The sequence below is a fragment of the Microbacterium ginsengiterrae genome (assembly GCF_014205075.1).
In the GTDB taxonomy this organism is placed as follows: domain Bacteria; phylum Actinomycetota; class Actinomycetes; order Actinomycetales; family Microbacteriaceae; genus Microbacterium; species Microbacterium ginsengiterrae.
In genome coordinates this window covers 2735240-2760367 of the sequence record NZ_JACHMU010000001.1, presented here as the reverse complement: position 1 = coordinate 2760367, position 25128 = coordinate 2735240, and the positions used below count along the sequence as shown (strand labels likewise).

The window sequence follows — 25128 nt, the reverse complement described above, 5'->3', positions numbered from 1 at the left end:
CCTTGCGCGGTCAGCCCGCGTGAGGGTGGGAAAGGACTTCGCTCAGCCTAGTACGCACCGGCGGTCGACCGGAGGCCCACGGCCTCACATCGCCGTTATCGCTTTGTGAGAAGAACGTTTCACGCGTGTAACAGCCACCGTTCGGTGCGTGAAACATCGCGCTCATAGTGTCTGGGGATCCGCAACATGCAGGAGGCGCAGTGCACGAGAACATCGAGGTCGCCACACGGATCGTCGTCGTCGGGGCGGGCATGGTCGCCCACCGGTTCGTCGAGAGTCTGTTGAGCCGGACGCGCTCCGCCGTGCAGGTGACCGTCGTCGGCGACGAGGGGCGCCGACCATATGACCGCGTCGGACTCACCTCGTACTTCGACGGCGCCACACCGGAGGAGCTCGCGCTCGATCCGCACGTGTTCGACGATGACCGCGTGACGGTGATCCCCGGAGATCGTGTCGTGCGCATCGACCGTTCGCGCCGGGAAGTGCGCACCCGGTCTGCGCGCACTCTCGGCTACGACACCCTCGTGCTCGCGACCGGGTCGTATGCCGCACGGGCGGCGGTCGACGGCGCCGATCTCCCAGGATGCTTCGTCTACCGCACGCTCGACGACGTCCAGGCGCTCCGTGAGTTCGTGGAGGCGCGCAGTGCCGAGTTGGACCGGCCCTTGCGCGGCGCGGTCATCGGCGGAGGACTTCTGGGGCTCGAGGCAGCCGGTGCGTTGCAGAGCCTCGACGTCGAATGCACGGTCGTGCAGTCCTCCGATCGGCTCATGTCCGCACAGCTCGACAGCGCCGCGGGCGGGATGCTCGGTCGGCTCATCGAGGCGCGAGGGATCGCCGTCCGCACCGCGTCCCGCACCACTCGGCTGGATCCCGATGCCTCGGGAGCCGTGTCGGCGCTGGAGTTCCAGGACGGCAGCATCCACCGCGCGGACGTGGTCGTGTTCACCGTCGGCGTCCGGCCACGGGATGAGCTCGCTCGCGAGGCGCGACTCGATGTGCACCCTGCCGGCGGCGTCCTCATCGACGATCGCTGCCGCACGAGCGACGCGGCGATCCTCGCGATCGGTGAGGTGGCGAACTTCGACGGACGCAGCGTGGGCCTCGTCGCCCCGGGGTACGCCATGGCCGAGGTCGCGGCGACCAGGGTCCTCGGAGAGGACGCGACCTTCCCCGGGTACGACGAATCCGCGAAGCTGAAGCTCAGCGGCGTGGACGTCGCGAGCTTCGGGGACGCGTTCGCCCGCACACCGGACGCCCTCGACGTCGTGTACGCCGACCCGGTGGCCGGGGTGTACAAGAAGCTCGTGCTCTCCGATGACGCGCAGACCCTGCTCGGCGGCATCCTCGTCGGCGACGCCTCCGCGTACGGCGCCCTTCGTCCGCTCGTCGGCGCTCGTCTCGGGGCCGACCCGGCCGCCTACCTCCTGCCGTCGGGCGGAGTGGAGCCGCCGACGGGCGAGCTGCCGGACGACGCGGTCGTGTGCTCCTGCGCGAACGTCACCGCGGGTCGTATCCGGGAATCCGTGCACGACGAGGGATGCACGGACGCCATGGCGGTGAAGGCATGCACGCGGGCGGGTGCGACGTGCGGCTCCTGCGTGCTCGCGGTCGGCAAGATCGTCGGGCAGGAGCTCACCCGGCTCGGTCGCACCGTCTCGAACGCGCTGTGCGAGCACTTCGACATATCGCGCCGACAGCTCTTCGACGCGGTCAGGGTCTCGGAACTTACGACCTTCAGCGGCATCATCGCGCGCTTCGGCCGAGGGCGGGGATGCGACGTGTGCAAGCCCGCGCTCGCGAGCATCCTCGCCGTCCTCGTCGGCTCACACGTCCTCGACGGTGGGAACGCGGCCCTGCAGGACACGAACGACCACGTGATGGCGAACCTGCAGAAGGACGGCACCTACTCGGTCGTGCCCCGGATGCCCGGTGGCGAGGTGACACCGGCCGGTCTCATCGAGATCGGCCGGATCGCCGAGGACTTCGGGCTCTACACCAAACTCACCGGCGGCCAGCGCATCGACATGTTCGGTGCCAGGCTGGAGCAGCTGCCGCTGATCTGGCAGCGTCTCGTCGATGCGGGGTTCGAATCAGGGCACGCATACGGCAAGTCGCTGCGCACGGTGAAGTCCTGCGTCGGGTCGACCTGGTGCCGGTTCGGCGTTCTCGACTCGGTCGGGATGGCCGTGCGGCTCGAGCTGCGCTACCGAGGGCTGCGCGCCCCGCACAAGCTGAAGATCGGCGTCTCCGGGTGCGCACGCGAGTGCGCTGAGGCGCGGTCGAAGGACGTCGGGGTCATCGCCACGGAGGACGGTTGGAACATGTACGTCGGCGGCAACGGCGGCTTCTCGCCCCGTCACGCCGAGCTGCTCGCGACGGGTCTGTCGGACGACGCACTGATCCGCGCGATCGATCGCTTCTTCATGTACTACATCCGTACGGCGGACCGCCTGCAGCGGACCGCCCCGTGGTGCGCCGACCTCGAGGGCGGACTCGACGGACTGCGTGCGGTGATCTTCGATGACAGTCTCGGCATCTGCGAGGACCTCGATGCGGCAATGCTCAGGCATGTGGACGGCTACGAGGACGAATGGGCCGCGACGCTCCGCGACCCGGAGAAGCTCGCCCGTTTCCAGTCGTTCGTGAACGCCGCAGAGACGCCGGACCCGTCGCTCGCGTACGTCGCGACCCGAGGGCAGATCCGCCCGGCCTCAGCCGAGGAGAGGGCGGATGCGACCGTACGGATCGCCGGGACGACGCTGGCGGTGCGGCGATGACGGCGACGCTTCGCAGGACGGCGACCGCCGTCCGCGTGTGCGGCATCGGAGATCTCGAGGTGGAGCGCGGGCGCGCCGCGCTCATCGGCGCCGACCAGGTGGCGCTGTTCCTGCTCGACGACGGCAGCGTGCACGCGGTCTCGAACCTCGACCCCTACAGCGGCGCGAACGTGATCTCCCGCGGCATCGTCGGCACACGCGGCGACGCGCCCACGATCGCCTCGCCGATGTACAAGCAGGTCTTCGACCTCAGAACAGGGGCGTGCCTCGACACCCAGGGCAAGCCGGCGCACCACCTCGCGGTGTGGCAGGTGGTGCGCGCCGGCGACGACATCCATCTGCTTCCGCCGTCCACCGAACCCGTGGAAGGGAACTGACATGACCAGGATGATCGGACTGTCGCTGATCGATCGACGAGTGGTGCTCGTCGGCGGAGGCGCCGTCGCCGCGCGCCGACTCGCGGCGTTCCTCGCCGACGGGGCGCTGGTGCGTGTCGTCGCTCCAGAGCTCGCGCCGTCCACACGTGCGCTCGTGGCCGAGCACGACGTCGACTGGGTCGCCCGTCCGTTCGAACCGGAAGATGTCGACGACGCGTGGCTGGTGCACACCGCCACCGGCGATCGCTCGGTGGATCGCGAGGTCGCCGCCGCGTGCGACAGGAAGCGCGTCTTCTGCATCAATGCCTCGGACGGCGCGCACGGGAGCGCACGGATGACCGCCCAGACCGCTGCGGGTGATGTCGTGATCGGCGTGGGCAGCTCCGTGGGCGCGGACCCTCGTCGCGCCGTTCTGGTGAGGGATGCGATCCGCGCGTCGCTCGATGCCGGCCGCCTTCCCCTGCGCAGACGCCGGGCGAGCACGGCCGGCCGTGTGGATCTCATCGGCGGCGGACCCGGCCCGATCGACCTCATGACGGTCCGCGCGCGCCGGTTGCTCGCCGAGGCCGACGTCGTGGTCGCGGATCGCCTCGGACCGACCGAGGCGGTGATGGCGGAACTGGATCCCGATGTGCTGGTGATCGACGTCGGCAAGCGTCCAGGGGCGCACCCCGTCCCGCAGGAGGAGATCAACGCCCTGCTCGTCATGCATGCGGACGCCGGCAGACGCGTCGTCCGCCTGAAGGGCGGCGACCCGTTCGTCTACGGTCGCGGAGGGGAAGAGGTCATCGCCTGCCGTGAGGCCGGTGTCCCCGTTGAGGTGACCCCCGGCGCATCCAGCGCGATCTCCGTGCCCCAGGCCGCAGGGATCCCCGTGACCCACCGCGGAACGGCATCCGCCGTCCATGTGGTGAACGGACAGGGCGATCTGTCGACCGTCACGCTGCAGTCGCTCGCCGACCCGCAGACGACCACCGTGATGCTCATGGGCGTGGCGGCACTGCCGAAGGTCGTCGGAGCGGCACGTGCGCATGGCGTCCGAGACGATCTGCCCGTCGCGATCGTTGAGAACGGGCACACGCCAATGCAGCGCACCACACGCAGCACACTCGGCGAGGTCGTGAGCGCGGCCGCGGAGGTGGGAGTGCGCAACCCCGCGGTGATCGTGTTCGGAGACGTCGCCGCGGCCGAACTGCTCCTGCCGAGTCGCGTCCACGCAGGGAACGCGGAGTCGTGACCGCGCATCGCGTCCTCGAATCCGCCCTGGTGGGATGCACGATCGTCGTGGCCGCCGATCGGCGCGCCGGCGACCTCGCGACGGCGCTCGAACGCCGGGGAGCCCACGTCTACCGGGCGCCGGCTCTCACGATCGTCCCGAACGTCGACGACAGGGAGCTGATGCGTCGGACCAGGGCCCTCATCGCGGACCCACCGGACACCATGGTCGTCACGACGGGGGTCGGCTTCCGCGGCTGGATGGATGCCGCCGACGAGAACGGACTCGCCGACGCGCTCTCCGGTGCGTTGCGCGCGACGCAGTTCATCGCCCGCGGGCCCAAGGCGCACGGCGCGATCCAGCAGGCGGGTTTCGTGGCCGACTGGGTCGCGGAGTCGGAGACCGCGGCGGAAGTGGGGGAGTACCTCCGCTCCATGCCGATGACCGGTCGCCGGGTGGCGATCCAGCATCATGGTGCGGGCGCGGACGGCCTGGACGACCTCATCACCGCCGCCGGTGCGGACCTGGTGAGCCTCACCGTCTACCGGTGGGGCCCTCCTCCGGATCCCCGGATCGTCGAACGCTCCGTCGTCGAGGCCGCCACGGGGGCGGTGGATGCCGTGCTCTTCACGTCGGCACCGGCCGCGTCCGAGTGGATACGCGCGGCCGAGCGCCGCGCGTCGCTCGCCGCGATCCGGCGCCGTGCCCGCACGGCGAGGCTGCTGTTGGCCGCGGTGGGACCGATCACAGCGGCGCCACTGCGGGACGCGGACCTGCGGGCGACGCTCGCCGAGCGCGGCAGGCTCGGGTCCCTGGCACGATGCGTGATCGGATTCTTCGGCGCCGACGGTGCCGCCCCCGCTCTCCGCACGAGCTTCGGTCGACTGTCGATGCGCAGCGGCGGAGTCGTCATCGACGGCGAGTTCTTCCCGCTCTCACCGGCGGGGACGAGCCTGATCGGGGCTCTGTTCGACGCCGCGGGCGGCGTCCTCTCCAGGGAGGAGATCGCCGCGAGGGCCCCCCGCGCCGGACAGAACGCGCACGCTGTCGAGATGGCCGTGGCCCGCGTACGGGACGCGCTGGGAGAGGCCGACGTGGTCCAGACCGTCGTGAAACGCGGCTATCGCCTCGCCGTCGAGGAGTACGTATGACGGCGCTCGTCGCATGTTCGCACGGGACATCGGATGTGGCGGGACGCGCCGCGATCTCCTCGGTCATCGACGACGTGCGGACTCTTCTTCCTGATGTGCGCGTCGTCTCCGCGGTCGTCGACGTGGAGCAGCCGCAGATCGACGAGGTGCTGGCGCGGGAGGCCGTCGACGATGTCGTCGTCGTCCCCGTGCTGCTGTCGGTCGGGTACCACACGAGTGTGGACATCTCCGAGGCGGTCGGTGCGCATCCCCGCGCTCGTCAGGCCGATCCTCTCGGCACGCATCCCCTCATCGCGGACATCCTCGTCGACCGGCTCGCCGCAGCCCTTCCCGACGGCTGGCGCGATGGCGACCATGTGGTCCTCGCCGCGGCCGGATCGAGCAATCCCGCCGCAGCGCAGGACGTGGACCTCGTCGCCGAGCGGCTGCGCACACGGGTGCCTGCACCGGTGACCGTCGGCTTTGCCTCCGCGTCGACACCGCGCGTCGCCGATGCCGTGGCCGCCGCCCGATCGGCGGGAGCGAGGCGGGTCATCGCGGCGAGCCACCTGCTCGCCCCTGGGTTCTTCGCCGGGCTCATCCGCAGCGCCGGTCCCGATGTCGTCACGGCGCCGCTGGCCCCGGACCCCCGCATCGCGCGGATCATCACCGATCGTTTCCGTGCGATGCCCCGGTGAGATCGCATCCCACCGGGGCATCGCACGTCATCATCAGGCGACGCTGACCGGCTCGCGCTCCGTATCGGCAGTGGTGGTGGCGGAGGAGCCGGTCCGAGCTTCGGCAGCCGCGGACACCTGCGTGCCCGGCGTCGCCGCGCGCTTCCCGGCGCGGACCCGGCGCGCCGTCGGACGGCCGTGCGTGACGTAGAGCGGAAGGGCGACGAAGAGCAGGCCGCCGACGAGGTTGCCGACGACGGTCGGGATCTCGTTCCAGATGAGGTAATCCATGATCGTGAAGTCGGCACCCAGAAGCAGGCCGGAGGGGAACAGGAACATGTTCACGATGGAGTGCTCGAAGCCCATGTAGAAGAACAGCATGATCGGCATCCACATCGCGATGATCTTCGCCACGACGTTGTCCGAGATCATCGAGAGCACGACACCCGTCGAGACCATCCAGTTGCACAGCACGCCGCGGATGAAGAGCGTCAGCATGCCGGCAGCACCGTGATCGGCGTAGCCGACGGTGCGACCGTGTCCGATCTCACCGATCGCCAGACCCACGGCGCTCGGCTCAGCGGAGAACCCGTACGTGAAGTAGATCGCCATGAGGACGGCGACCATGAACGCGCCGCCGAAGTTGCCGACGAACACCAGGCCCCAGTTCCGGAACATCGCCCCGACGCTGGCCCCGGGGCGCCGGTCGAGCACCGCGAGCGGGCCGAGCGTGAACACGCCGGTGAGCAGATCGAACCCGAACAGGTAGAGGATCACGAACCCGACGGGGAACAACAGTGCCCCGAGCAGCGGTTGCCCGGTGTTGGTCGACACCGTCACCGCGAATGCGGCGGCCAGGGTCAGCAGCGCCGCACCCATGAAGGCGCGGATGAGGGTGTCCCTGGCGGACAGTCGGAGCTTGTAGGCGCCCGCATCGACCATGCGGGTGACGAGTTCTGCTGGTTTGACGTAGGACATGGGGCGACCTCCACGGACACATCGGATGAGCACTGCTGGATCGCCCCAGCGTGGCTCACCGACGTTTCCGGAAGGGACGCGGTCCGTTACGGCTCTGAACCGAAACCCTCACACGCGCCGAGCGCGCGTGTGAGGAGGAGGTCACTCAGCGGTGGGGTCCGTGGGGAACAGCGTCGCGAAGGGATCCTGCAGCGGCGCGGGGGCGACGGTCTCGGACGGCGTAGGCGCAGGAGCGGTGACGACGGCGTGCACCGACTGGCTGATGATCGCGCCGACGATGATGAGACCCGCGACGAATCCCGCGAGGGTGTTGTCGCGCGTGCGGCGGCTGATCCGGCCCTCGTGCCAGGACAGACGGGCTGCGTACAGACGTGCACGTTCGGCCTCGGCGCGAGAGCGCTGGGAGTTCTTGGTCGCACGGCCGGCCATGATCTTCCTTCCTCCGGCGCATCCTGCAGCGCCGTCTGAGAGCCTACCGGTGAGGCTTGTCAGCCGCGGACATTAGCCTGGGGGGATGACCTCCGCGCCCCTTCTGTCCGGCCAGACGCCGTTGGCCGTGCGCATGCGCCCCGTCTCGCTCGACGAGGTGGCCGGTCAGCAGCATCTCCTGCGCGCAGGATCGCCCATCGTCGCGCTGGCCGATCCCGACGCCGCATCCCCCGGTGCGGTCTCGATCATCCTGTGGGGGCCACCAGGGACCGGCAAGACCACACTCGCCCAGGCGATCGCCCGTTCCTCGGGTCGCCGCTTCGTCGAGCTCTCGGCGATCACCGCGGGTGTGAAGGACGTCAGAGAGGTGATGCAGGAGGCGATCACCCAGCGCGACCTGTACGGCCAGACCACGATCCTCTTCCTCGATGAGATCCATCGCTTCACGAAGGCGCAGCAGGACGCGCTCCTCCCCGGCGTCGAGAACGGGTGGGTCATCCTCATCGCCGCCACGACGGAGAACCCGTCGTTCTCCGTCATCTCGCCGCTGCTGTCGCGTTCCCTGCTGCTGACCCTGCAGCCGCTCACCGACGACGACATCACGCTGCTCATCGACCGCGCGGTCACGGACGCGCGCGGGCTTGGTGGCAACGTCGCGATCGACGATGCGGCGCGCGCCGCGCTCGTCCGACTCGCGTCCGGCGACGGTCGTCGGGCGCTGACCGGTCTTGAGGCGGCCGCCGCCGTCGCCGCCTCCAACTCCGATGACGAGGTGCCCGCGATCACCGCCGACGACGTCGCGCAGGCGGTCGACCGTGCACTGCTCCGCTACGACAGGCAGGGCGACGAGCACTACGACGTCATCAGCGCCTTCATCAAGTCGATCCGCGGGTCCGATCCGGATGCCGCGCTGCACTACCTCGCGCGCATGATCGAAGCGGGGGAGGACCCGCGCTTCATCGCGCGACGCCTCGTGATCTCCGCCTCGGAGGACATCGGGCTCGCCGATCCCCAGGGCCTCGTCATCGCCACCGCCGCCGCCGACGCCGTGGCCTTCATCGGCATGCCGGAGGGTCGCATCCCGTTGGCCGAGGCCACCGTCTATCTCGCCACCACGGCGAAGTCGAACGCGGCGTACGCCGGTATCAACGCCGCGATCGCCGACGTCAGGGCCGGCAACTTCGGCCGAGTGCCGCCGCACCTGCGCGATGCGCACTATCCGGGCGCGAAGCGGCTCGGCCATGGAAAGGGCTATCGCTACCCGCACGACAACGAGCACGGCATCGTCCCGCAGCAGTATCTGCCCGATGAGCTCGACGGGCGCCGCTACTACCAGCCCAAGGCCCTCGGCGCCGAGCGTGACATCGCTGCGCGCCTTGAGCGCATCCGACGCATCCTCGACGATCGCTGAGGCGGGCGCGCGCGGCGGTCTGTTAGACTTGAGCGGCTCGAAACCGTGTTTTCGGGCATCCCTTCGTTCACACCCCACCTTCTCCGCGCCCCGGCGTGCGCGGTCAAGGCAGAACGCGGGAGATACGTCCGTGCGACGTGAAAGACACGTCCACGTCATCGGAAGGAATGCTTCGTGGTCACGAAGTCCCAGGACCGCCGCAAGGTCCGTCTGTCCCGCGCCCTCGGCGTGGCACTCACCCCGAAGGCCGCCCGCTACCTCGAGAAGCGTCCCTACGCTCCCGGCGAGCACGGCCGCACCAAGCGCAAGGCTGACAGCGACTACGCCGTCCGTCTGCGTGAGAAGCAGCGTCTGCGCGAGCAGTACGGCATCCGCGAGAAGCAGCTGCGCATCGCGTTCAACGAGGCACGTCGTGTCGATGGCCTGACCGGTGAGAACCTGGTCGAGCTGCTCGAGATGCGTCTGGACGCCCTCGTGCTCCGTTCGGGCTTCGCCCGCACCACGGCACAGGCCCGTCAGATGGTCGTGCACCGTCACATCCTCGTCGACGGCCAGCTCGTCGACCGCCCGTCGTTCCGCGTGAAGCCGGGTCAGCTCATCCACGTCAAGCCCAAGAGCGAGGGCACCGAGCCCTTCCAGGTGGCAGCGGCCGGCGGTCACGCCGAGGTCCTGCCCCCCGTTCCCGGCTACCTCGAGGTCGAGCTGGACAAGCTGCAGGCCCGCCTGGTCCGTCGTCCGAAGCGCGCCGAGGTCCCCGTGACCTGTGAAGTGCAGCTCGTCGTCGAGTACTACGCGGCTCGCTGATCTCAGCCCGCTGAGTTCGCAGACAGGAGGCGTCGGGAGATCCCGGCGCCTCCTGTCGTTTCCGCATACGATGGAACGGCCGCTGTCTGCGGCCTGATCACAAGGATGACGACATGAAGAACGTGAAGTGGTTCCTGATCGGCGTGATCGGCGGGTTCGTCGCCGCCCACTTCATGAACAAGGACCCGCGCGGCCACGACCTGTTGGCCGACGTCGACGCGCGCATCTCCGAGTTCACCGCGATCCTCGGCGACTCCTACCGTCAGCAGGAAGCCCGGCTCGTCGACCCCCACGACGACTGACGGCCGTTCCGCGCCCATGGCGCACGGCAATCTCTCCGCCTCAGAGAAGGACAGCACCAACCCCATGAAAACCGCGGACATCGCGCAGCGCTACCTCAGCTACTTCGAGAAGAACGGCCACACGGTCGTCCCCTCCGCGTCGCTGGTGAGCGACGACCCCACCGTCATGTTCACCATCGCCGGCATGGTGCCCTTCGTGCCCTACCTCACCGGTCTGCTGCCTGCGCCGTATCCTCGCGCGACCGATCTGCAGAAGTGCATTCGCACCAACGACATCGAAGAGGTGGGAAAGACCGCCCGTCACGGCACCTTCTTCCAGATGCTGGGCAACTGGTCCTTCGGCGACTATTTCAAGGAGGGGGCGATCAGCTACGCCTGGGAGCTGCTGACGACCTCCGAGAGCGACGGCGGGCTCGGTTTCGCCGAGAAGGACATCTGGGTCACCGTCTACGAGACCGATGACGAGGCTGCCGCACTGTGGCAGAAGATCGCCGGTCTCCCGGCGGAGCGCATCCAGCGGATGGGCAAGGAGGACAACTACTGGCACACCGGCCAGCCCGGCCCCGGTGGACCGTGCTCCGAGATCTACATCGACCGCGGCCCCGCATACGGCCGCGACGGCGGACCGATCGTCGACGACAACCGGTTCACGGAGATCTGGAACCTCGTGTTCATGCAGGAGCTCCTGTCCGACGTGCGTACCAAGACCGACTTCGACATCGCCGGACCGCTGCCGAAGAAGAACATCGACACGGGCATGGGCCTCGAGCGCGTCGCGATGTTCAAGCAGGGCGTCGAGAACATGTACGAGACCGACCAGGTCCGGCCCGTCCTCGACCGCGCCATGGAGATCTCCGGCCGCAAGTACGGCGTCTCACACGAGGACGACGTCCGATTCCGTGTGATCGCCGACCACGTCCGGTCATCGCTCATGCTGCTCTCCGACGGCGTCAAGCCCGCCAACGACGGCCGCGGCTACATCCTGCGCCGCCTGATGCGCCGGACCGTCCGCTCGATGCGCCTCCTCGGCGTCGACGCGCCGACGTTCCCCGAGCTCTTCGCAACATCGCGGGACGCCATGAAGTCCGCCTACCCGGTGCTCGAGACCGACTGGGACCGTCTGTCGAGCCTCGCCGTCGCCGAGGAGGAGACCTTCCTGCGCACACTCGCCCAGGGGTCGACGATCCTCGATCTCGCGCTCCACGACACCAAGAAGTCCGGCACGCAGACGCTCGCCGGATCCGAGGCGTTCCTCCTGCACGACACCTACGGGTTCCCGATCGACCTGACGCTGGAGATCGCCGAGGAGCAGGGGCTCTCCGTCGACCGCGCGGCGTTCGACGAGCTGATGACCGAGCAGCGCACGCGTGCGAAGGCGGATGCCAAGAGCCGCCGTCGCCAGCTCGCCGACGTCTCCGTCTACCGTCAGTTCCGTGCGCTCGGTGAGACCGGGTTCGCCGGCTACACCGAGCTCGAGACCGAGTCGCGCGTGCTCGGACTGCTCGTGGACGGTCAGCCGGCCACGGCGGCCTCGGAAGGTCAGGTCGCCGAGGTCATCCTCGCCGAGACGACCCTGTACGCCGAGTCCGGCGGTCAGGTCGCCGACAAGGGCACCATCGTCGGTCCCGGGTACTCCCTCGAGGTCCTGGACGTCCAGAAGCCCGTCCCCGGACTCATCAGCCACACGGTGCAGGTGACCACCGGCACGGTGGCGATCGACGATCGTGCAACGACGATCGTGGATGCCGCCAATCGCCGAGCCGCACGTCAGGCGCACTCCGCGACGCACCTCGTGCACGCCGCTCTCCGCGACACGCTCGGCGCCGGCGCCACTCAGGCCGGATCGCTGAACCGCGCCGGCTACATGCGCTTCGATTTCTCCTGGTCCCAGCCGCTGTCGACCGAGACCCGCGGGGAGATCGAGGAGATCACGAACCGCGCCGTCCAGGACGCGCTCGAGGTGACCACTCGCATCGTGTCCCTCGACGAGGCCAAGGCGGCAGGCGCAATGGCGCTGTTCGGTGAGAAGTACGGCGACGTCGTGCGCATGGTCGACATCGGCGGCCCGTGGTCGCGTGAGCTCTGCGCCGGTACGCACGTGAGCACGAGCGCGGAGATCGGTCTGGTCAGCGTGGTCGGAGAATCGTCCGTCGGCGCATCCAACCGCCGCATCGAGGCGCTCGTCGGACAGAACGCGTTCCGCGAGCTCGCCGCGGAGCGGGCCATCGTCTCCCAGCTCACCTCGGCACTCAAGACGCCGCGCGAGCAGCTGCCGGAGCGCATCGCGGAGATCGCCGCCAATCTGCGCACCGCGGAGAAGCGCATCGCCCAGTTCGAGGCCAAGGAGCGCGAAGGGCGCGTCCCGGCGATCGCCGAGGCGGCTGAGCGCGTCGGTGCCTACCGTCTGGCCGCCGTGTCGGTCGGAGACGTCGCATCCGGTGACGACCTTCGCGGACTCGCCCTCGGCGTGCGCGAGCGTCTGGGCTCGGAGCCGGCCGTCGTCGCGCTCGGCGGCATTGCCGGCGGACGCCCGATCGTCGTGATCGCGACGAACGAGGCCGCCCGCGCCGCGGGTGCGAAGGCCGGTGCCCTCGCCAAGCGCGCGGCAGGTGTCCTCGGCGGCGGTGGCGGCGGACGCGACGATGTGGCCCAGGGCGGCGGGACCGACGTGGCAGCGCTCCCTGCGGCCTTCGAGGCCGTCGCCGGCGAGCTGCGCTCGGCGTGACCGGGTTCCGCCGCGGCGTCCGGCTCGGCGTCGACGTGGGCAAGGCCCGCGTCGGGGTCGCACGCTGCGACCCCGACGGGATGCTCGCCGTGCCGGTGGAGACCGTGCCGCGCTCCGAGCATTCGCTCACACGCCTGGCCGAGCTCGCGCAGGAGTATGAGCCTCTCGAGTTCGTCGTGGGGCTTCCGGTCAACATGCAGGGTGCGGACACGCCGTCCACGGCGGATGCGAGGGACTTCGCCGCGGCGCTCCAGCAGCGCACCGGGGTGACGGTGCGTCTCGTCGACGAGCGGCTCAGTACCGTGTCGGCGCATGCGGCCCTTCGCTCCTCTGGAAGAACACAGCGGAATTCTCGTAGCATTGTCGATCAGGTCGCTGCGGTGGTTCTGCTGCAGCACGCGATCGACACGGAGAAGAGCACCGGCCGCCCGACCGGTTCCGTGATCCCGACGACCGAGGAGCCCGTCTGAGCATGCCCGCACGTGACAACCCGGAATCGAACGCGCACGGACTGTCCGACGAGCTGTTCTCCCGGCTTCCCGAGCCGTCGCACCAGGTTCCCGGTGTCGCCGCCACACCACCGGCGCCAGGGTCCCGGCGCGCGCGGAGAGAGGCGGGGCTCGCCGGGACGCCCGATCCGGTGCCCGCGCGGCCCGCGGCGGACACGACGAGCACCGAAGACGAGCCGGATGCCGTCGCGCCCACTGCGGCCCGCCCTGAGGAAGCGGCTCCCGTTCGAGCCGAGGCCACAGCCGCGCCGACCCTCGACGACCTGTTCGCCGCGGACCACACCGAGGCCGTGCACGCGAAGGCGACGAAGAAGAAGCGACGGACGGGATGCCTCGTGGGGCTGATCATCGTCCTCGCCGTCATCGGCGGCATCGTCGGCGCGGGGTTCGCGGTGATGAACACCTACGGCGACCAGATCAGCGACGCACTCGGCTGGGGCGAACCGAAGGACTGGGAACCCGGCATGGCGACAGGGGAGGCCCTCGTGACCATCCGCGAGGGCGACACGGGCGGTCCGATCTCCACTGCGCTCTACGAGGCCGGCGTCACGAAGACCGAGAACGTCTTCTACGACTACCTCGTCGACGAGAACATCGCGGTGACGTTCTACCCCGGCGTGTATCCCATGCAGCAGAAGATGACCGCAGAGGCGGCTCTGGAGATCCTGCGCGATCCGGACAACATGCTCGCGAACACGGTCGGCATCGTCGAGGGCGGCACGGTCGAGTCCGCCCTTCCCGTGATCAGCGAGAGCATCGACATCCCGCTCGAGGAACTCGAGGCCGCGGTGGCCGACCCGGGTGCATACGGAGTGAAGGCTGACAGCCTCGAAGGCTGGTTGTTCCCCGCGGTGTACACGTTCGACCCCGAGGTGACCGCGACGCAGGTCATCCAGCGCATGGTCGATCGCACGCGCGAATCCCTCAGCGCAGCCGGCGTGCCCCCGGAGGACGAGCAGCGGATCCTCACGGTCGCCTCGATCATCCAGCGCGAGGGCCGGACGGATGACTTCGCGAAGGTCGCCAGGGTCATCGAGAACCGTCTCGACGACGGGATGAAGCTGCAGATGGACTCCACGTCGCAGTACGGCTACGGAGAGCTGCACGCGGGAGTGGTCAGCACCTCGGAGGAGGCGCAGTTCGATGACAACCCGTGGAACACGTACGTCATCGACGGACTCCCGGTCGGTCCGATCGCGAACCCGAGTGACGCGGCGATCGACGCGGCCATGCACCCGGCCGACGGCCCGTGGCTGTACTTCGTGACGATCAACCCCGCGACGGGGGAGACGGTCTTCTCGACCACGTACGCCGAGCATGAGGCCGCGATCCAGACCTGGCTCGAGTGGTGTCGCGAGAACCCCGATCAGGGATGCTGATCGCGTGAGGGGTCACCGTCTCGCGGTCTGGGGCGACCCGATCGCGCACAGCAAGTCGCCCGCGCTCCACACCGCCGCGTACCGTGCTCTGGACGTGCCGTGGGAGTACGACCTCCGTCGCGTGCCCGCTGACGGGTTCACAGAGGCGCTGTCCGGACTCGACCGGTCCTGGCGCGGGCTGTCGCTGACGATGCCGCTGAAGGAGCAGGCGTTCCTCGCCGCACGGACGAGGGACCCGCATGCCGAGCTCACCGGCGCGGTGAACACCCTGCTGCTCGGCGACGATGTGGCCGGATTCAACACGGACGTCGGCGGTATCATCGACGCCCTGGCCGAGAACGCGATCACCGAGGTGCGCAGTGCGCGGATCCTCGGTGCGGGAGCCACCGCGGCGTCGGCGCTGGCCGCTCTCGCGGAGCTCGGGGCCTCCCGGATCGACCTCCGCGCGCGCCGCCCGGAGCGGGCAGCGGGGCTGGCCGCCCTCGGGGAACGGCTCGGCTGCATCACCACGGTGTCGCCGATGACCGACCCCGTCGACGGCGCCGACGTGACGATCGCCACCCTGCCGAGCGGCACGGTGCTCGATGCGCCGGTCGCCGAGGCGTTCGCCGGGGACGGCGGTGCACTGCTGGACGCCGCGTACGCGCCATGGCCCTCTGCGCTGGGCCTCGCCTGGGAGAACGGTCCGGTGATCTCCGGGATCCGGATGCTGCTGCACCAGGCGGTCCGCCAGGTGCGCATCTTCCATCATGGCGATCCGCTCGAGGCGCTGCCCGATGAGGGACGTGTGCTCGCGGCCATGGAAGCTGCGATCTGACACGGAGGGCGTTACACGGCGAAGTCGGGCCGCGCGGCATGGGAGACTGGAGCAATGCTCCGCGTGCTCACCGCCGGCGAATCGCACGGCCCAGAACTCATCGCCGTCATGGAGGGACTGCCCTCCGGCGTCCCCGTCTCCTCCGAGGAGATCCAGACCGACCTCGCGCGACGAAAGCTCGGCTACGGCCGCGGGTCGCGGATGAAGTTCGAGCAGGACGAACTGACGATCTCCGGCGGCGTCCGCCACGGCAAGACCCTCGGCAGTCCCATCGCGTTGCGCATCGGCAACACCGAGTGGCCCAAGTGGGTCGAGGTCATGAACCCCGAACCCGTGGAGATCACGGAACGCTCGCGCGGCCGCTCAGCGCCGCTCACCCGTCCTCGTCCTGGTCACGCGGACCTCGTCGGGATGCAGAAGTACGACTTCGACGAGGCCCGACCGATCCTCGAGCGCGCCAGTGCGCGCGAGACCGCCGCGCGCGTCGCCCTCGGGGCCGTCGCGCGTGCGTTCCTCTCCGAGCTCGGCATCCGTCTGGTCAGCCACACCCTGTCGATCGGCCCCGTGCGCGTTCCCGACGGCGCGGTTCTGCCGACTCCTGACGACGTCGATGCGCTCGACGCCGATCCGTTGCGGTGCTTCGATGCAGACACGTCCGCTCGCATGGTCGAAGAGGTCGACGACGCGCGCAAATCCGGCGACACGCTCGGCGGCATCGTCGAGGTGCTCGCCTACGGTCTTCCGCCGGGGCTGGGCTCCCACGTGCACTGGGATCGCCGGCTGGACGCACGTCTCGCCCAGGCGCTGATGAGCATCCAGGCGATCAAGGGTGTCGAGGTCGGTGACGGTTTCGAGACCACGCGACGTCGGGGTTCGGCCGCGCACGATGAGCTGTTCATCGGCGACGACGGGATCACGCGCGCCTCCGACCGTGCCGGTGGCACGGAGGGCGGTATGTCGACGGGCACCGTCCTGCGCGTCCGTGCGGGGATGAAGCCCATCGCCACCGTCCCTCATGCGCTCCGGACCATCGACACGGCCACCGGGGAGGCCGCGGCAGCGCATCATCAGCGCTCCGACGTGTGCGCCGTGCCCGCAGCGGGTGTCGTGGCCGAGGCCATGGTGGCCATCGAGATCGCCAGGGCCGCCCTCGAGAAGTTCGGCGGAGACAGCGTCCGTGAGACACGTAGGAACCTCGACGCCTACCTGGCGGGGATCCCGGCGGAGCTGCGCACGGCACCGGCCTCCGAGGCGGCGCTCATCGCCAACGATGACCAGTCCTGACCCGCTCACCCTCGTCCTTGTCGGCCCCATGGGGGCCGGCAAGACCAGCGTCGGGCGGCGTGTGGCCAAGAAGCTCGGGGTCGGGTTCATCGACACCGACAGACGCATCGCGGCCGAGCACGGGCCGATCGCCGACATCTTCGCCAGGGACGGCGAAGCGCACTTCCGAGACCTGGAGGTCGCTGCTGTGGCGGCGGCGCTCGACGAAGGCGGAGTCGTCTCCCTCGGCGGCGGCGCGGTCACGGAGAAGCGCACGCGCACGCTGCTGAGCCGGCATCCCGTCGCGTTCCTCACCGTCAGCGCGGAAGCGGTGTCGCGGCGCATCTCCGGGAGCAGCCGTCCCCTCATCGCCGGCGCCGAGGATCCACTCGCACGATGGACACAGATCTTTGACCAGCGCCGCGGCTGGTACGAGGAGGTCGCTGATGCGACCTTCGACACGTCTCGCCGACCGATGCAGCGCATCGCGGACGAGATCGCCGCATGGAGGAGGGAACTGACATGACCAACACCACGATCAGCGTCACGGGCCAGGCGTCCTACGACATCACCGTCGGCCGGGGGATCCTCGACCAGGTCTCGTCGGCGCTCGACCCCGCGGTGCGGAAGGTGCTCGTCGTGCACCCGCCGACGCTCGGCGCTCGGGCTGCCGAACTGCGGGAGCGACTGCTCGCCGACACGACCGGCGGTCAGCGGGAGGTCCTGCTCGCCGAGGTCCCCGACGCCGAACAGGGCAAGCGCATCGAGGTCGCGGCGTTCTGCTGGCAGATCATGGGGCAGTCGGACTTCACACGGACAGACGCCGTGGTCGGCTACGGCGGCGGAGCGGTCACCGACCTCGCCGGTTTCGTCGCAGCCACGTGGTTGCGCGGCGTGCAGGTCGTGCAGGTACCGACGACGGTGCTCGGCCTGGTCGACGCCTCCGTCGGCGGCAAGACCGGTGTGAACACGGCGGAGGGGAAGAACCTCGTCGGCGCGTTCTGGGCGCCGCGGGCCGTCATCGGTGATCTCGACGAGCTGGGGAGTCTGAGCGCCCATGAGGCCACCGCCGGCTATGCCGAGGTCGTCAAGGCGGGATTCATCTGGGCGCCCGAGATCCTCGACATCATCGAGGCTGACCCCGGCCGTGCCGTCGACACGACGACCGAGGAGTTCCGCCGAACGGTGGAACTGGCCATCGACATGAAGGCCACTGTCGTCTCCGAGGACTTCCGCGAGGCGGGGCAGCGCGAGATCCTCAACTACGGGCACACTCTGGGGCACGCCATCGAGCACGCCGAGCGCTACCGCTGGCGGCACGGCGCGGCGATCTCGATCGGCATGATGTACGCCGCCGAACTCTCGCGGTTGGCGGGGCGGCTCCCCGACGCCGCCGTCGACCGGCACCGTTCCGTGCTCGAGTCGCTCGGGCTGCCCACCACCTACCGGGCCGGCGCATGGCCGCAGCTTCTCGCGTCGATGCAGCGCGACAAGAAGACGCGCGGCGGGATGCTGCGCTTCATCGTGCTCGACGACATCGCCAAGCCCACCGTCCTCCAGGCGCCGGACGAGTCGCTGCTGTTCGCCGCATACCAGGAGGTCGGGGCGTGAGCATCGGCGTGCGTCGCGTGAGGGCGGACGAGGGTGCACGGGTGAAGTCGCTGCGGCTCGAAGCGGTGGCGGACCCCGACGCGGCCATCGCGTTCCTCAGCACACCGGAGCAGGAGGCCGCGCACGACGACACGTTCTGGGACGACCGCGCCGCGAACTCGGCACGCGGTGACGACGTCGCGCAGTTCGTCGCGGAGAACGGGGACGAGTGGGTGGGCACGGTCACCGTGCTGCGCCGACCCAGCGGCTCCACGGACCACCACGGTCATGTCGTCTCCACGACGCGTGCGGACATCGTCGGCGTGTACGTGCGACCGTCCGAGCGGGGGAGCGGGGTCATCGACGCCCTGTTCGAGACGGCCGTCGGGTGGGCCGCGGACCTCGGGGACTCGACCGTCAGCCTCGACGTCCACACGGACAACCTCCGTGCACAGGCCGCGTACCGCCGCCTGGGGTTCATCGACGACGGCCGGCGCTTCACCGGATCGATCGGCCCGGAGATGGGGATGGCGCGTGAACTGACCGCGCAGCGCGGGAGGGTCTCGTGAGCGGGCGCCGGCTGCTGCTGCTCAACGGGCCGAACCTCAACCTGCTCGGCACCCGTGAGCCCGAGGTGTACGGCAGCGCGACCCTCGCCGATGCCGAACGGATCGCGCGTGACGCGGCGGCGGCAGCCGGCTTCGACCTGCGCGCCCTGCAGAGCAACCACGAGGGAGTCCTCATCGACGCGATCCACGCGGCGCGCGAGGACTGCGCCGGCGTGATCATCAACCCCGGTGGTCTGACGCACACCTCCGTCGCGCTGCGCGACGCGCTCGTCGGAGTGTCCCTCCCGTTCGCGGAGGTGCACGTGTCCGACGTGTACGCACGAGAGGAGTTCCGGCACTTCTCCTACCTCCACGACGTGGCCGCGGTGCGCGTGATCGGCGAGGGAGTCCAGGGCTACGCCACCGCCATCGCACAGCTTGCTGCGCTCATCCCGTAGAATCGACTGTCGGCCGCCACCGGGACACCATCCGCGGACGGCCCCATCTCACGGAAACGGAACTCTCACCCCATGGCATCCACCGCAGACATCAAGAACGGCGTCGTCCTCAGCATCGACGGACAGCTCTGGAACGTCATCGAGTTCCAGCACGTCAAGCCCGGCAAGGGCGGCGCGTTCGTCCGGACGAAGCTGAAGAACGTCGTCTCGGGCAAGACGGTCGACCGCACGTACAACGCCGGCGCGAAGATCGAGATCGAGAACGTCGACCGCCGTGACTTCACGTACCTCTACGCGGACGGCGACGGCTTCGTGTTCATGGACACGACCGACTACGACCAGATCACGGTCGGTGCAGCCACCGTCGGCGACGCCAAGAACTTCCTGCTCGAGAACCAGCAGGTCACCATCGCCCTGAACAACGGCAACCCGCTGTACCTCGACCTCCCGGCGTCCGTCACCCTCGAGGTCACGTACACCGAGCCCGGTCTGCAGGGCGACCGGTCGTCGGCCGGCACGAAGCCCGCGACGGTCGAGACCGGCTACGAGATGCAGGTTCCGCTGTTCGTCGAGACCGGCACGAAGATCAAGGTCGACACCCGCACGGGCGAGTACCTCGGTCGCGAGAAGTAAGGCGTGAGCGCTCGGACGAAGGCGCGCAAGCGCGCACTCGACATCCTCTTCTCCTCCGACGTGCGCGGGGACGAGATCCCCGTGACGCTCGCTGCCGAGGCGAAGCGTGCCGCCAGCGAACCGGCCCGCGAGGCTTCCTGGCTCTACGCGAGGGAGATCGTCGACGGCATCGTCGATCACCAGGCCGAGATCGACGAGAGCATCGTCACGCACAGCCGCGACTGGAAGCTCGAACGCATGCCCACCGTCGACCGTGCGCTGCTGCGCATCGGCGTCTGGGAGATCCTGTACAACGACGAGATCCCCACCGCCGTCGCGATCGATGAGGCCGTCGAGCTCGCCAAGGAGTTCTCCACGGACGACTCCGGTGCGTTCGTGCACGGCGTGCTCGCGAGGGTGGCGCGCTCCAGCTGATCGAGGCCGTCTCGGAGAGGATGCCGGCATGTCCGCTCCCCATCGCGATCCTCGCGCGCCGGTCAGCTGGCGGACGCTCGTGGACGCGCCGCGCTCGCGCGGCGGCGGCCCGCTCGCTCTCGGTATCGAGGTCCGTCATCGCGCCGCCGTCGGTGTGCACCAATGGGCACCGCGTCCGGTGCGAACGGCGACCGTCCGTGATGTCGTCAAGGGAGACGGCGATCTCCTCCTGGGGATCCGCCCGCTCATGCGCAGCGCATCGAGCAGTGCCTGGATCCAGGGCGATGTCACATGGGACACGGTACGACGGGCCGGTGCGCCCTTCCGCGCGGACCACGTGCAGTGGTTCCGCGAGTTGCTGAGCATCGCGCGCGAGTCGCTGCTGTCGGGAACGGCGGGGGACTGGCTGATCCTGGATCAGGTCGAATCCGGTCTGCTGTGGACACACTTACGGGCCGCGCCGGAGCGCGGAATCGCCCTCGTGACGCTGCAGAAGGGCTTCGAGGTCACCCTCGCCGAGTCCGGCAGCATCACGGTCGACATCGCACGCACCCCCACCGGGTTGTCGGTCGCCGCCGACGTGACGATCGACGACCGCGCGATCGACCACTCCGCAGTGCGGACGATCGGGCGGACCGGCCTGTACGCTCTCACGCCGCTGGGTGCCAGGGTGCGGGTGACGCTCGCGGAGGTGTCCCTGAGCCCCGCCGTCCATGCGCTGCTCTCCGCGCGCGGCCCGCTGCATGTGCCGGCGGACGAGGAGTGCGCCTTCCTGACCGATGCCTATCCCGCTCTTGGCCGCGGTGCCGAGATCCGACCGTCCGACGGTGCGGAGTTGCCCGCGCTCCCGAGCCCGACGGCGACGATCGTCGTCACGCACCGCCCTCGCGACACGGTCGACTTCGCGCTCGAGTGGACCTACCGCGGCCACGGCCGCTTCCCGCTGGCTCCGAGTGACGATCCCATCCGCGACCCCGACGCCGAACGCCTGGCTCTGGAGGCGGTCTCGCCGATGTGGACGGAGGTCACCGGAGGGGACGGCGTCTGGTCGGGGACGCTGCACGACGTGGACGCGGCCGAGTTCGTCACCCATGTCGTCCCTGCGCTGTCCGCACGGGGCATCCTCGTCGTCGTCGAGGGACGACCGAGGACATACCGGCAACTGAGCGGTGTCCCGGAGATCACGGTCTCGACGGTCGAGACGACGGACCCCGACTGGTTCGACCTCGGGGTCATCGTGCGCATCGACGGCCGCAGCATCCCCTTCACCCCGCTGTTCACGGCCCTGAGCATGCGCCGCACGAAGCTCCTGCTCGTCGACGGGTCGTGGTTCTCACTGGCTCATCCTGCGCTTGACACGCTGCGCGAACTCATCGACGAGGTCGTCGAGCTCGACGAGTGGGACACCGGACTTCGCATCAGCCGCCACCAGACCGCCCTGTGGGAGGAGTTCGAGGATCTGGCGGACGAGGCGCTGCCCGCCACGAGTTGGCGGGCGACGGCGGATCGGCTCCGGTCGGCGACCACGGTGCCGTCCACCCCGGTGCCGGCCGGTCTGCGCGCCGAGCTGCGACCGTACCAGCGCGAGGGTTTCGACTGGCTCGTGTTCCTCTGGTCGCACAGGCTCGGCGGGATCCTCGCGGACGACATGGGCCTCGGCAAGACGATCCAACTGCTCACCCTCCTGCTGCACGCGCGGGAGACGGGGGAGCGGCGCCCTTTCCTCGTCGTCGCCCCGACCTCCGTCCTCTCGACCTGGAGAGAGGAAGCGGCGCGGTTCGCCCCCGCGCTCAGGGTGCGCGTCGTCGACGGCACCCGGGGTCGCAGGAACGCCGACATCGACGAACTCTCCGAGGATGCCGACCTCCTCATCACCTCGTACACGCTGCTGCGCCTCGAGGCCGAGCAGTACGCCGCGGCGGACTGGGCGATGCTCGTCCTCGACGAGGCCCAGTTCGTGAAGAACCCCGACACGCAGCAGCACCGCGCGGCCGCCGCCGTCCCCTCTGACGTCACCATCGCCGTGACAGGGACACCGATGGAGAACAGCCTCGCGGACCTGTGGGCCCTGCTGAAGCTCACCGCGCCGGGGCTGTTCGCGTCGGCCGTGAAGTTCCGCCAGGACTACATCCAGCCCATCGAGCAGGGCAAGGTCCCGGAGAACGCAGAAGGGGGAGAATACCGCCGGCTCCGGCTGGAACGCCTGCGGCGCCGCATCCGCCCTCTTGTGCTGCGGCGGACCAAGGATCGCGTCGCCACCGACCTGCCCGACAAGCAGGAGCAGCTGCTCCACGTCGACCTCGGCCCGACCCACCGCGCGCTCTACGACACCGTCCTGCAGCGGGAGAGGCAGAAGGTCCTCGGACTCCTGCAGGATCTCGACAAGAACCGCTTCATCGTGTTCCGCTCCCTGACGATGCTCAGGATGCTGGCCCTCGCGCCAGGGCTCATCGACGAGGCGGACGCGAAGATCGGATCCAGGAAGATCGAGACCCTCCTCGAACGCGTGGTCGAGCTGCGCGCCGAGGGGCACAGGGCGCTCGTGTTCAGCCAATTCACGTCCTTCCTGCAATTGGCAGCGGCGCGTCTGGACAAGGCGGGGATCCCGTACGCGTACCTCGACGGCTCCACTCGGCGGCGCGCGCAGGTGATCGACGGCTTCCGGACGGGGCAGCAGCCCGTCTTCCTCATCAGTCTGAAGGCGGGAGGCTTCGGACTGACGCTCACCGAGGCCGACTACGTCTTCCTGCTCGACCCGTGGTGGAACCCGGCCGCGGAGGCGCAGGCCGTCGATCGCACTCATCGCATCGGGCAGCACGACCCGGTGATGGTGTACCGGATGATCTCCACGGACACCATCGAGGAGAAGGTGCTGGCCCTGCAGCAGCGCAAGGCACGCCTGTTCACCGCGGTCATGGACGACGAAGCCCTCTTCGCGCAGTCCCTCACAGCCGACGACATCCGTGGCCTGTTCGACGCCTGAGGCGTTATCCACGGCGACGCCGAGCCTGCGTGCAGGAGCCCCCGGGTAGAATCGACCGGTCCCCATCTAGAGGAGTGCAATGCGGATCACCGGACTCGGCCACGCGGGAATGTTCATCGAGACCACGGGTGGCAACATCATCTGCGACCCGGTTCTCGGCCCATCCTTCTTCGGCTCATGGTTCCCGTTCCCGGACAACCGCGGACTCGACTGGGAGAAGCTCGGCCGCGAAGCCGACTTCCTCTACATCTCGCACCGTCACCGCGACCACTTCGACCCGAAGCTCCTGCAGCGGTACATCCGCAAGGACATCGAGGTGCTCCTGCCGGAGTACCCGATCGACGATCTCGAGCGGGACATCCGCGCGCTCGGTTACGAGAACATCACCTACGCCCCGGCGGGCAAGGTGATCGAGCGCGGCGATCTGAAGATCATGATCACGCCGCTGCGCGCCCCGAGCGACGGACCGATCGGCGACTCGTCGCTCAGCGTCGACGACGGAACGGCGTCCGTGCTCAACCAGAACGACGCCCATCCGCTCGATCTCGACAAGCTGCTCGGATTCGGCAAGCCGGATGCGTACTTCACCCAGGTCTCCGGGGCCATCTGGTGGCCGATGGTGTACGACCTTCCGCTGGACGCCAAGCAGAACTTCGCCGAGCTCAAGCGGCAGGCGCAGAACAAGCGGGCGATGTACTACATCGAGAAGGTCGACGCGCCGCACGTGTTCCCGATGGCCGGACCGCCGATGTTCCTGCGTGACGAGCTGTTCGACTTCAACGGCTTCGGTCGCAACGGCGAGTCGATCTTCACGGATCAGAAGCAGTTCATCGCGCACATGAAGGAGCTCGCCCCGCAGTACGACGGACAGCTCTTCGTGCCGGGTACCGTCGTGACGCTCGAGAACAAGACGCTAGCCTCCATCGAGCAGACGCTCTACACGCAGGAGGAGCTCGACCACATCTTCGACGAGAAGTGGGAGTACCTCGAGGAGCAACGCGCCTCTCGACAGCAGGAGATCCGCGACGAGGAGGCCGAACGCGCCGAGCCGATGGCGCCGGAGGAGATCCTCGCCGCGCTCAAGGCATGGTGGGAGCCGCTGCTGAAGAAGTCGCGGACCATCCGCCTCGGCGTGGGCGGATGCGTCCGCTTCCGCATCGGCGACCTCGACATGGTCGTGGACTTCCCGAAGGCGAAGGTGCGTGAGTACGCCGGTGAGGAGTGCATCTACTGGTACACGATCCCCGCCGACCTCGTCTCGACGAACATCCGCGACCGCGAGATCGACTGGTCGAACTCGATCTTCCTCTCGATGCAGTTCTCCGTCGGGCGCAGCGGCAAGTTCAACGAGTTCCTCACGACGTTCCTCAAGTGCTTGTCCGTCGACCGCATCGAGTACGTCGAGAACTGGTACTCCGAGCAGACCGATCAGACCGAGGATGCGCAGGTCGGCGACTGGATCGTGCAGCGCCGGTGCCCGCACCTGCGTGCCGACCTCACCAAGACGGGCAAGGTCGACGAGGAGGGCATCCTCACCTGCAGCATGCACGACTGGAAGTGGGATCTGAAGACAGGCAAGTGCCTGACCACGACCGGCCACGAGATCCGGGCCGAGCGCTGCGCTGTGACCGATGAGGCGTTGAGGCTCGGCGCCTGACGCTAGAGTGGGTTCAGCAAGCAACCTTTAACACCGTCCAGAGAGGCG

The 25128-nt window shown here is 69.1% G+C and carries 23 protein-coding genes; 21 read left to right on the top strand and 2 right to left on the bottom strand.

The genetic code is table 11. The annotated features are described in order from the left end of the window. Window positions 1–200: 200 nt before the first annotated feature. From nirB to HD600_RS13365, 5 genes are read left to right on the top strand one after another with little or no spacing between them, the layout of a single operon-like run. Window positions 201–2780, top strand: coding sequence for a nitrite reductase large subunit NirB (nirB, locus tag HD600_RS13385; RefSeq protein ID WP_338402242.1), 2580 nt, complete (start codon window positions 201–203; stop codon window positions 2778–2780). Then, window positions 2777–3157: a nitrite reductase small subunit NirD gene (gene nirD / locus HD600_RS13380; protein WP_144796162.1), complete on the top strand. Its 381-nt coding sequence runs from the start codon at window positions 2777–2779 to the stop codon at window positions 3155–3157. The genes nirB and nirD overlap by 4 nt, the downstream gene beginning before the upstream one ends. Window position 3158: 1 nt before the next feature. Then, window positions 3159–4394: a uroporphyrinogen-III C-methyltransferase gene (cobA, locus tag HD600_RS13375; protein WP_184284241.1), complete on the top strand. Its 1236-nt coding sequence runs from the start codon at window positions 3159–3161 to the stop codon at window positions 4392–4394. Continuing rightward, window positions 4391–5524, top strand: coding sequence for a uroporphyrinogen-III synthase (locus tag HD600_RS13370; protein ID WP_184284238.1), 1134 nt, complete (start codon window positions 4391–4393; stop codon window positions 5522–5524). The genes cobA and HD600_RS13370 overlap by 4 nt, the downstream gene beginning before the upstream one ends. Continuing rightward, entirely contained in the window at window positions 5521–6201 is a 681-nt protein-coding gene (locus tag HD600_RS13365) for a sirohydrochlorin chelatase (RefSeq protein WP_184284237.1), read from the top strand. Before HD600_RS13370 ends, HD600_RS13365 begins: the two co-directional genes overlap by 4 nt. Window positions 6202–6234: 33 nt before the next feature. Here HD600_RS13365 and HD600_RS13360 read toward each other — a convergent pair whose 3' ends face one another. Together HD600_RS13360 and HD600_RS13355 are read right to left on the bottom strand one after the other, a co-directional pair. Continuing rightward, on the bottom strand, window positions 6235–7158 hold the full coding sequence (locus HD600_RS13360) for a formate/nitrite transporter family protein (protein WP_184284235.1): 924 nt from the start codon (window positions 7156–7158) through the stop codon (window positions 6235–6237). Window positions 7159–7299: 141 nt separating this feature from the next. Then, entirely contained in the window at window positions 7300–7587 is a 288-nt protein-coding gene (locus tag HD600_RS13355) for a hypothetical protein (RefSeq protein ID WP_184284233.1), read from the bottom strand. An 85-nt stretch (window positions 7588–7672) separates the two neighbouring features. Between HD600_RS13355 and HD600_RS13350 the strand changes: the two genes are divergently transcribed. The 16 genes from HD600_RS13350 to HD600_RS13275 all read left to right on the top strand — a co-directional run bounded on the left by HD600_RS13350 (window position 7673) and on the right by HD600_RS13275 (window position 25080). Continuing rightward, a complete protein-coding gene (locus tag HD600_RS13350; protein ID WP_184284230.1) occupies window positions 7673–8998 on the top strand; it encodes a replication-associated recombination protein A in 1326 nt (441 codons plus the stop codon). Between the two features lie 174 nt (window positions 8999–9172). Then, a complete protein-coding gene (rpsD, locus tag HD600_RS13345) occupies window positions 9173–9802 on the top strand; it encodes a 30S ribosomal protein S4 (protein ID WP_144796155.1) in 630 nt (209 codons plus the stop codon). A 113-nt stretch (window positions 9803–9915) separates the two neighbouring features. Further along, window positions 9916–10104, top strand: a complete 189-nt coding sequence (locus HD600_RS13340; RefSeq protein ID WP_144796154.1) for a hypothetical protein — start codon at window positions 9916–9918, stop codon at window positions 10102–10104. Window positions 10105–10168: 64 nt separating this feature from the next. Beyond that, window positions 10169–12829 (top strand): alanine--tRNA ligase, encoded by a 2661-nt coding sequence (alaS, locus tag HD600_RS13335; RefSeq protein ID WP_184284227.1) that lies wholly within the window; start codon window positions 10169–10171, stop codon window positions 12827–12829. Further along, window positions 12826–13299, top strand: coding sequence for a Holliday junction resolvase RuvX (gene ruvX / locus HD600_RS13330; protein WP_184284224.1), 474 nt, complete (start codon window positions 12826–12828; stop codon window positions 13297–13299). The genes alaS and ruvX overlap by 4 nt, the downstream gene beginning before the upstream one ends. A gap of 2 nt (window positions 13300–13301) precedes the next feature. Next, window positions 13302–14717, top strand: coding sequence for an endolytic transglycosylase MltG (mltG, locus tag HD600_RS13325; protein WP_184284221.1), 1416 nt, complete (start codon window positions 13302–13304; stop codon window positions 14715–14717). Between the two features lie 4 nt (window positions 14718–14721). After that, a complete protein-coding gene (locus HD600_RS13320; RefSeq protein WP_338402241.1) occupies window positions 14722–15534 on the top strand; it encodes a shikimate dehydrogenase in 813 nt (270 codons plus the stop codon). Between the two features lie 54 nt (window positions 15535–15588). After that, window positions 15589–16818 (top strand): chorismate synthase, encoded by a 1230-nt coding sequence (gene aroC / locus HD600_RS13315; protein ID WP_184284217.1) that lies wholly within the window; start codon window positions 15589–15591, stop codon window positions 16816–16818. Further along, complete coding sequence (locus HD600_RS13310; protein WP_184284215.1) at window positions 16805–17323, top strand: shikimate kinase; 519 nt, start codon at window positions 16805–16807, stop codon at window positions 17321–17323. Before aroC ends, HD600_RS13310 begins: the two co-directional genes overlap by 14 nt. Then, window positions 17320–18408 (top strand): 3-dehydroquinate synthase, encoded by a 1089-nt coding sequence (gene aroB, locus HD600_RS13305; RefSeq protein WP_144796148.1) that lies wholly within the window; start codon window positions 17320–17322, stop codon window positions 18406–18408. The genes HD600_RS13310 and aroB overlap by 4 nt, the downstream gene beginning before the upstream one ends. Next, on the top strand, window positions 18405–18956 hold the full coding sequence (locus HD600_RS13300; RefSeq protein ID WP_184284213.1) for a GNAT family N-acetyltransferase: 552 nt from the start codon (window positions 18405–18407) through the stop codon (window positions 18954–18956). Before aroB ends, HD600_RS13300 begins: the two co-directional genes overlap by 4 nt. Then, the gene (aroQ, locus tag HD600_RS13295) at window positions 18953–19393 is read left to right on the top strand and encodes a type II 3-dehydroquinate dehydratase (protein WP_144796146.1); all 441 of its coding nucleotides are present in this window, start codon (window positions 18953–18955) and stop codon (window positions 19391–19393) included. The genes HD600_RS13300 and aroQ overlap by 4 nt, the downstream gene beginning before the upstream one ends. Window positions 19394–19465: 72 nt before the next feature. Then, window positions 19466–20026 (top strand): elongation factor P, encoded by a 561-nt coding sequence (gene efp, locus HD600_RS13290; protein ID WP_144796145.1) that lies wholly within the window; start codon window positions 19466–19468, stop codon window positions 20024–20026. Between the two features lie 3 nt (window positions 20027–20029). Beyond that, window positions 20030–20440 carry a transcription antitermination factor NusB gene (gene nusB, locus HD600_RS13285; protein WP_144796144.1) on the top strand — a complete coding sequence of 137 codons (411 nt, stop codon included), beginning with the start codon at window positions 20030–20032 and terminating at the stop codon, window positions 20438–20440. A 28-nt stretch (window positions 20441–20468) separates the two neighbouring features. Then, window positions 20469–23423 carry a DEAD/DEAH box helicase gene (locus tag HD600_RS13280; protein WP_184284211.1) on the top strand — a complete coding sequence of 985 codons (2955 nt, stop codon included), beginning with the start codon at window positions 20469–20471 and terminating at the stop codon, window positions 23421–23423. A gap of 79 nt (window positions 23424–23502) precedes the next feature. After that, window positions 23503–25080, top strand: a complete 1578-nt coding sequence (locus HD600_RS13275) for a Rieske 2Fe-2S domain-containing protein (protein ID WP_144796142.1) — start codon at window positions 23503–23505, stop codon at window positions 25078–25080. Window positions 25081–25128 lie beyond the last annotated feature (48 nt).

What these genes read in the sequence shown, in the direction of transcription:
- nirD (WP_144796162.1), top strand. Translation starts at nt 2,777, where the DNA reads ATGACGGCGACGCTTCGCAGGACGGCGACCGCCGTCCGCGTGTGCGGC.
- cobA (WP_184284241.1), top strand. Translation starts at nt 3,159, where the DNA reads ATGACCAGGATGATCGGACTGTCGCTGATCGATCGACGAGTGGTGCTC.
- HD600_RS13365 (WP_184284237.1), top strand. Translation starts at nt 5,521, where the DNA reads ATGACGGCGCTCGTCGCATGTTCGCACGGGACATCGGATGTGGCGGGA.
- HD600_RS13360 (WP_184284235.1), bottom strand. Translation starts at nt 7,158, where the DNA reads ATGTCCTACGTCAAACCAGCAGAACTCGTCACCCGCATGGTCGATGCG.
- HD600_RS13355 (WP_184284233.1), bottom strand. Translation starts at nt 7,587, where the DNA reads ATGGCCGGCCGTGCGACCAAGAACTCCCAGCGCTCTCGCGCCGAGGCC.
- HD600_RS13350 (WP_184284230.1), top strand. Translation starts at nt 7,673, where the DNA reads ATGACCTCCGCGCCCCTTCTGTCCGGCCAGACGCCGTTGGCCGTGCGC.
- HD600_RS13340 (WP_144796154.1), top strand. Translation starts at nt 9,916, where the DNA reads ATGAAGAACGTGAAGTGGTTCCTGATCGGCGTGATCGGCGGGTTCGTC.
- alaS (WP_184284227.1), top strand. Translation starts at nt 10,169, where the DNA reads ATGAAAACCGCGGACATCGCGCAGCGCTACCTCAGCTACTTCGAGAAG.
- mltG (WP_184284221.1), top strand. Translation starts at nt 13,302, where the DNA reads ATGCCCGCACGTGACAACCCGGAATCGAACGCGCACGGACTGTCCGAC.
- aroC (WP_184284217.1), top strand. Translation starts at nt 15,589, where the DNA reads ATGCTCCGCGTGCTCACCGCCGGCGAATCGCACGGCCCAGAACTCATC.
- HD600_RS13310 (WP_184284215.1), top strand. Translation starts at nt 16,805, where the DNA reads ATGACCAGTCCTGACCCGCTCACCCTCGTCCTTGTCGGCCCCATGGGG.
- aroB (WP_144796148.1), top strand. Translation starts at nt 17,320, where the DNA reads ATGACCAACACCACGATCAGCGTCACGGGCCAGGCGTCCTACGACATC.
- efp (WP_144796145.1), top strand. Translation starts at nt 19,466, where the DNA reads ATGGCATCCACCGCAGACATCAAGAACGGCGTCGTCCTCAGCATCGAC.
- HD600_RS13280 (WP_184284211.1), top strand. Translation starts at nt 20,469, where the DNA reads ATGTCCGCTCCCCATCGCGATCCTCGCGCGCCGGTCAGCTGGCGGACG.
- HD600_RS13275 (WP_144796142.1), top strand. Translation starts at nt 23,503, where the DNA reads ATGCGGATCACCGGACTCGGCCACGCGGGAATGTTCATCGAGACCACG.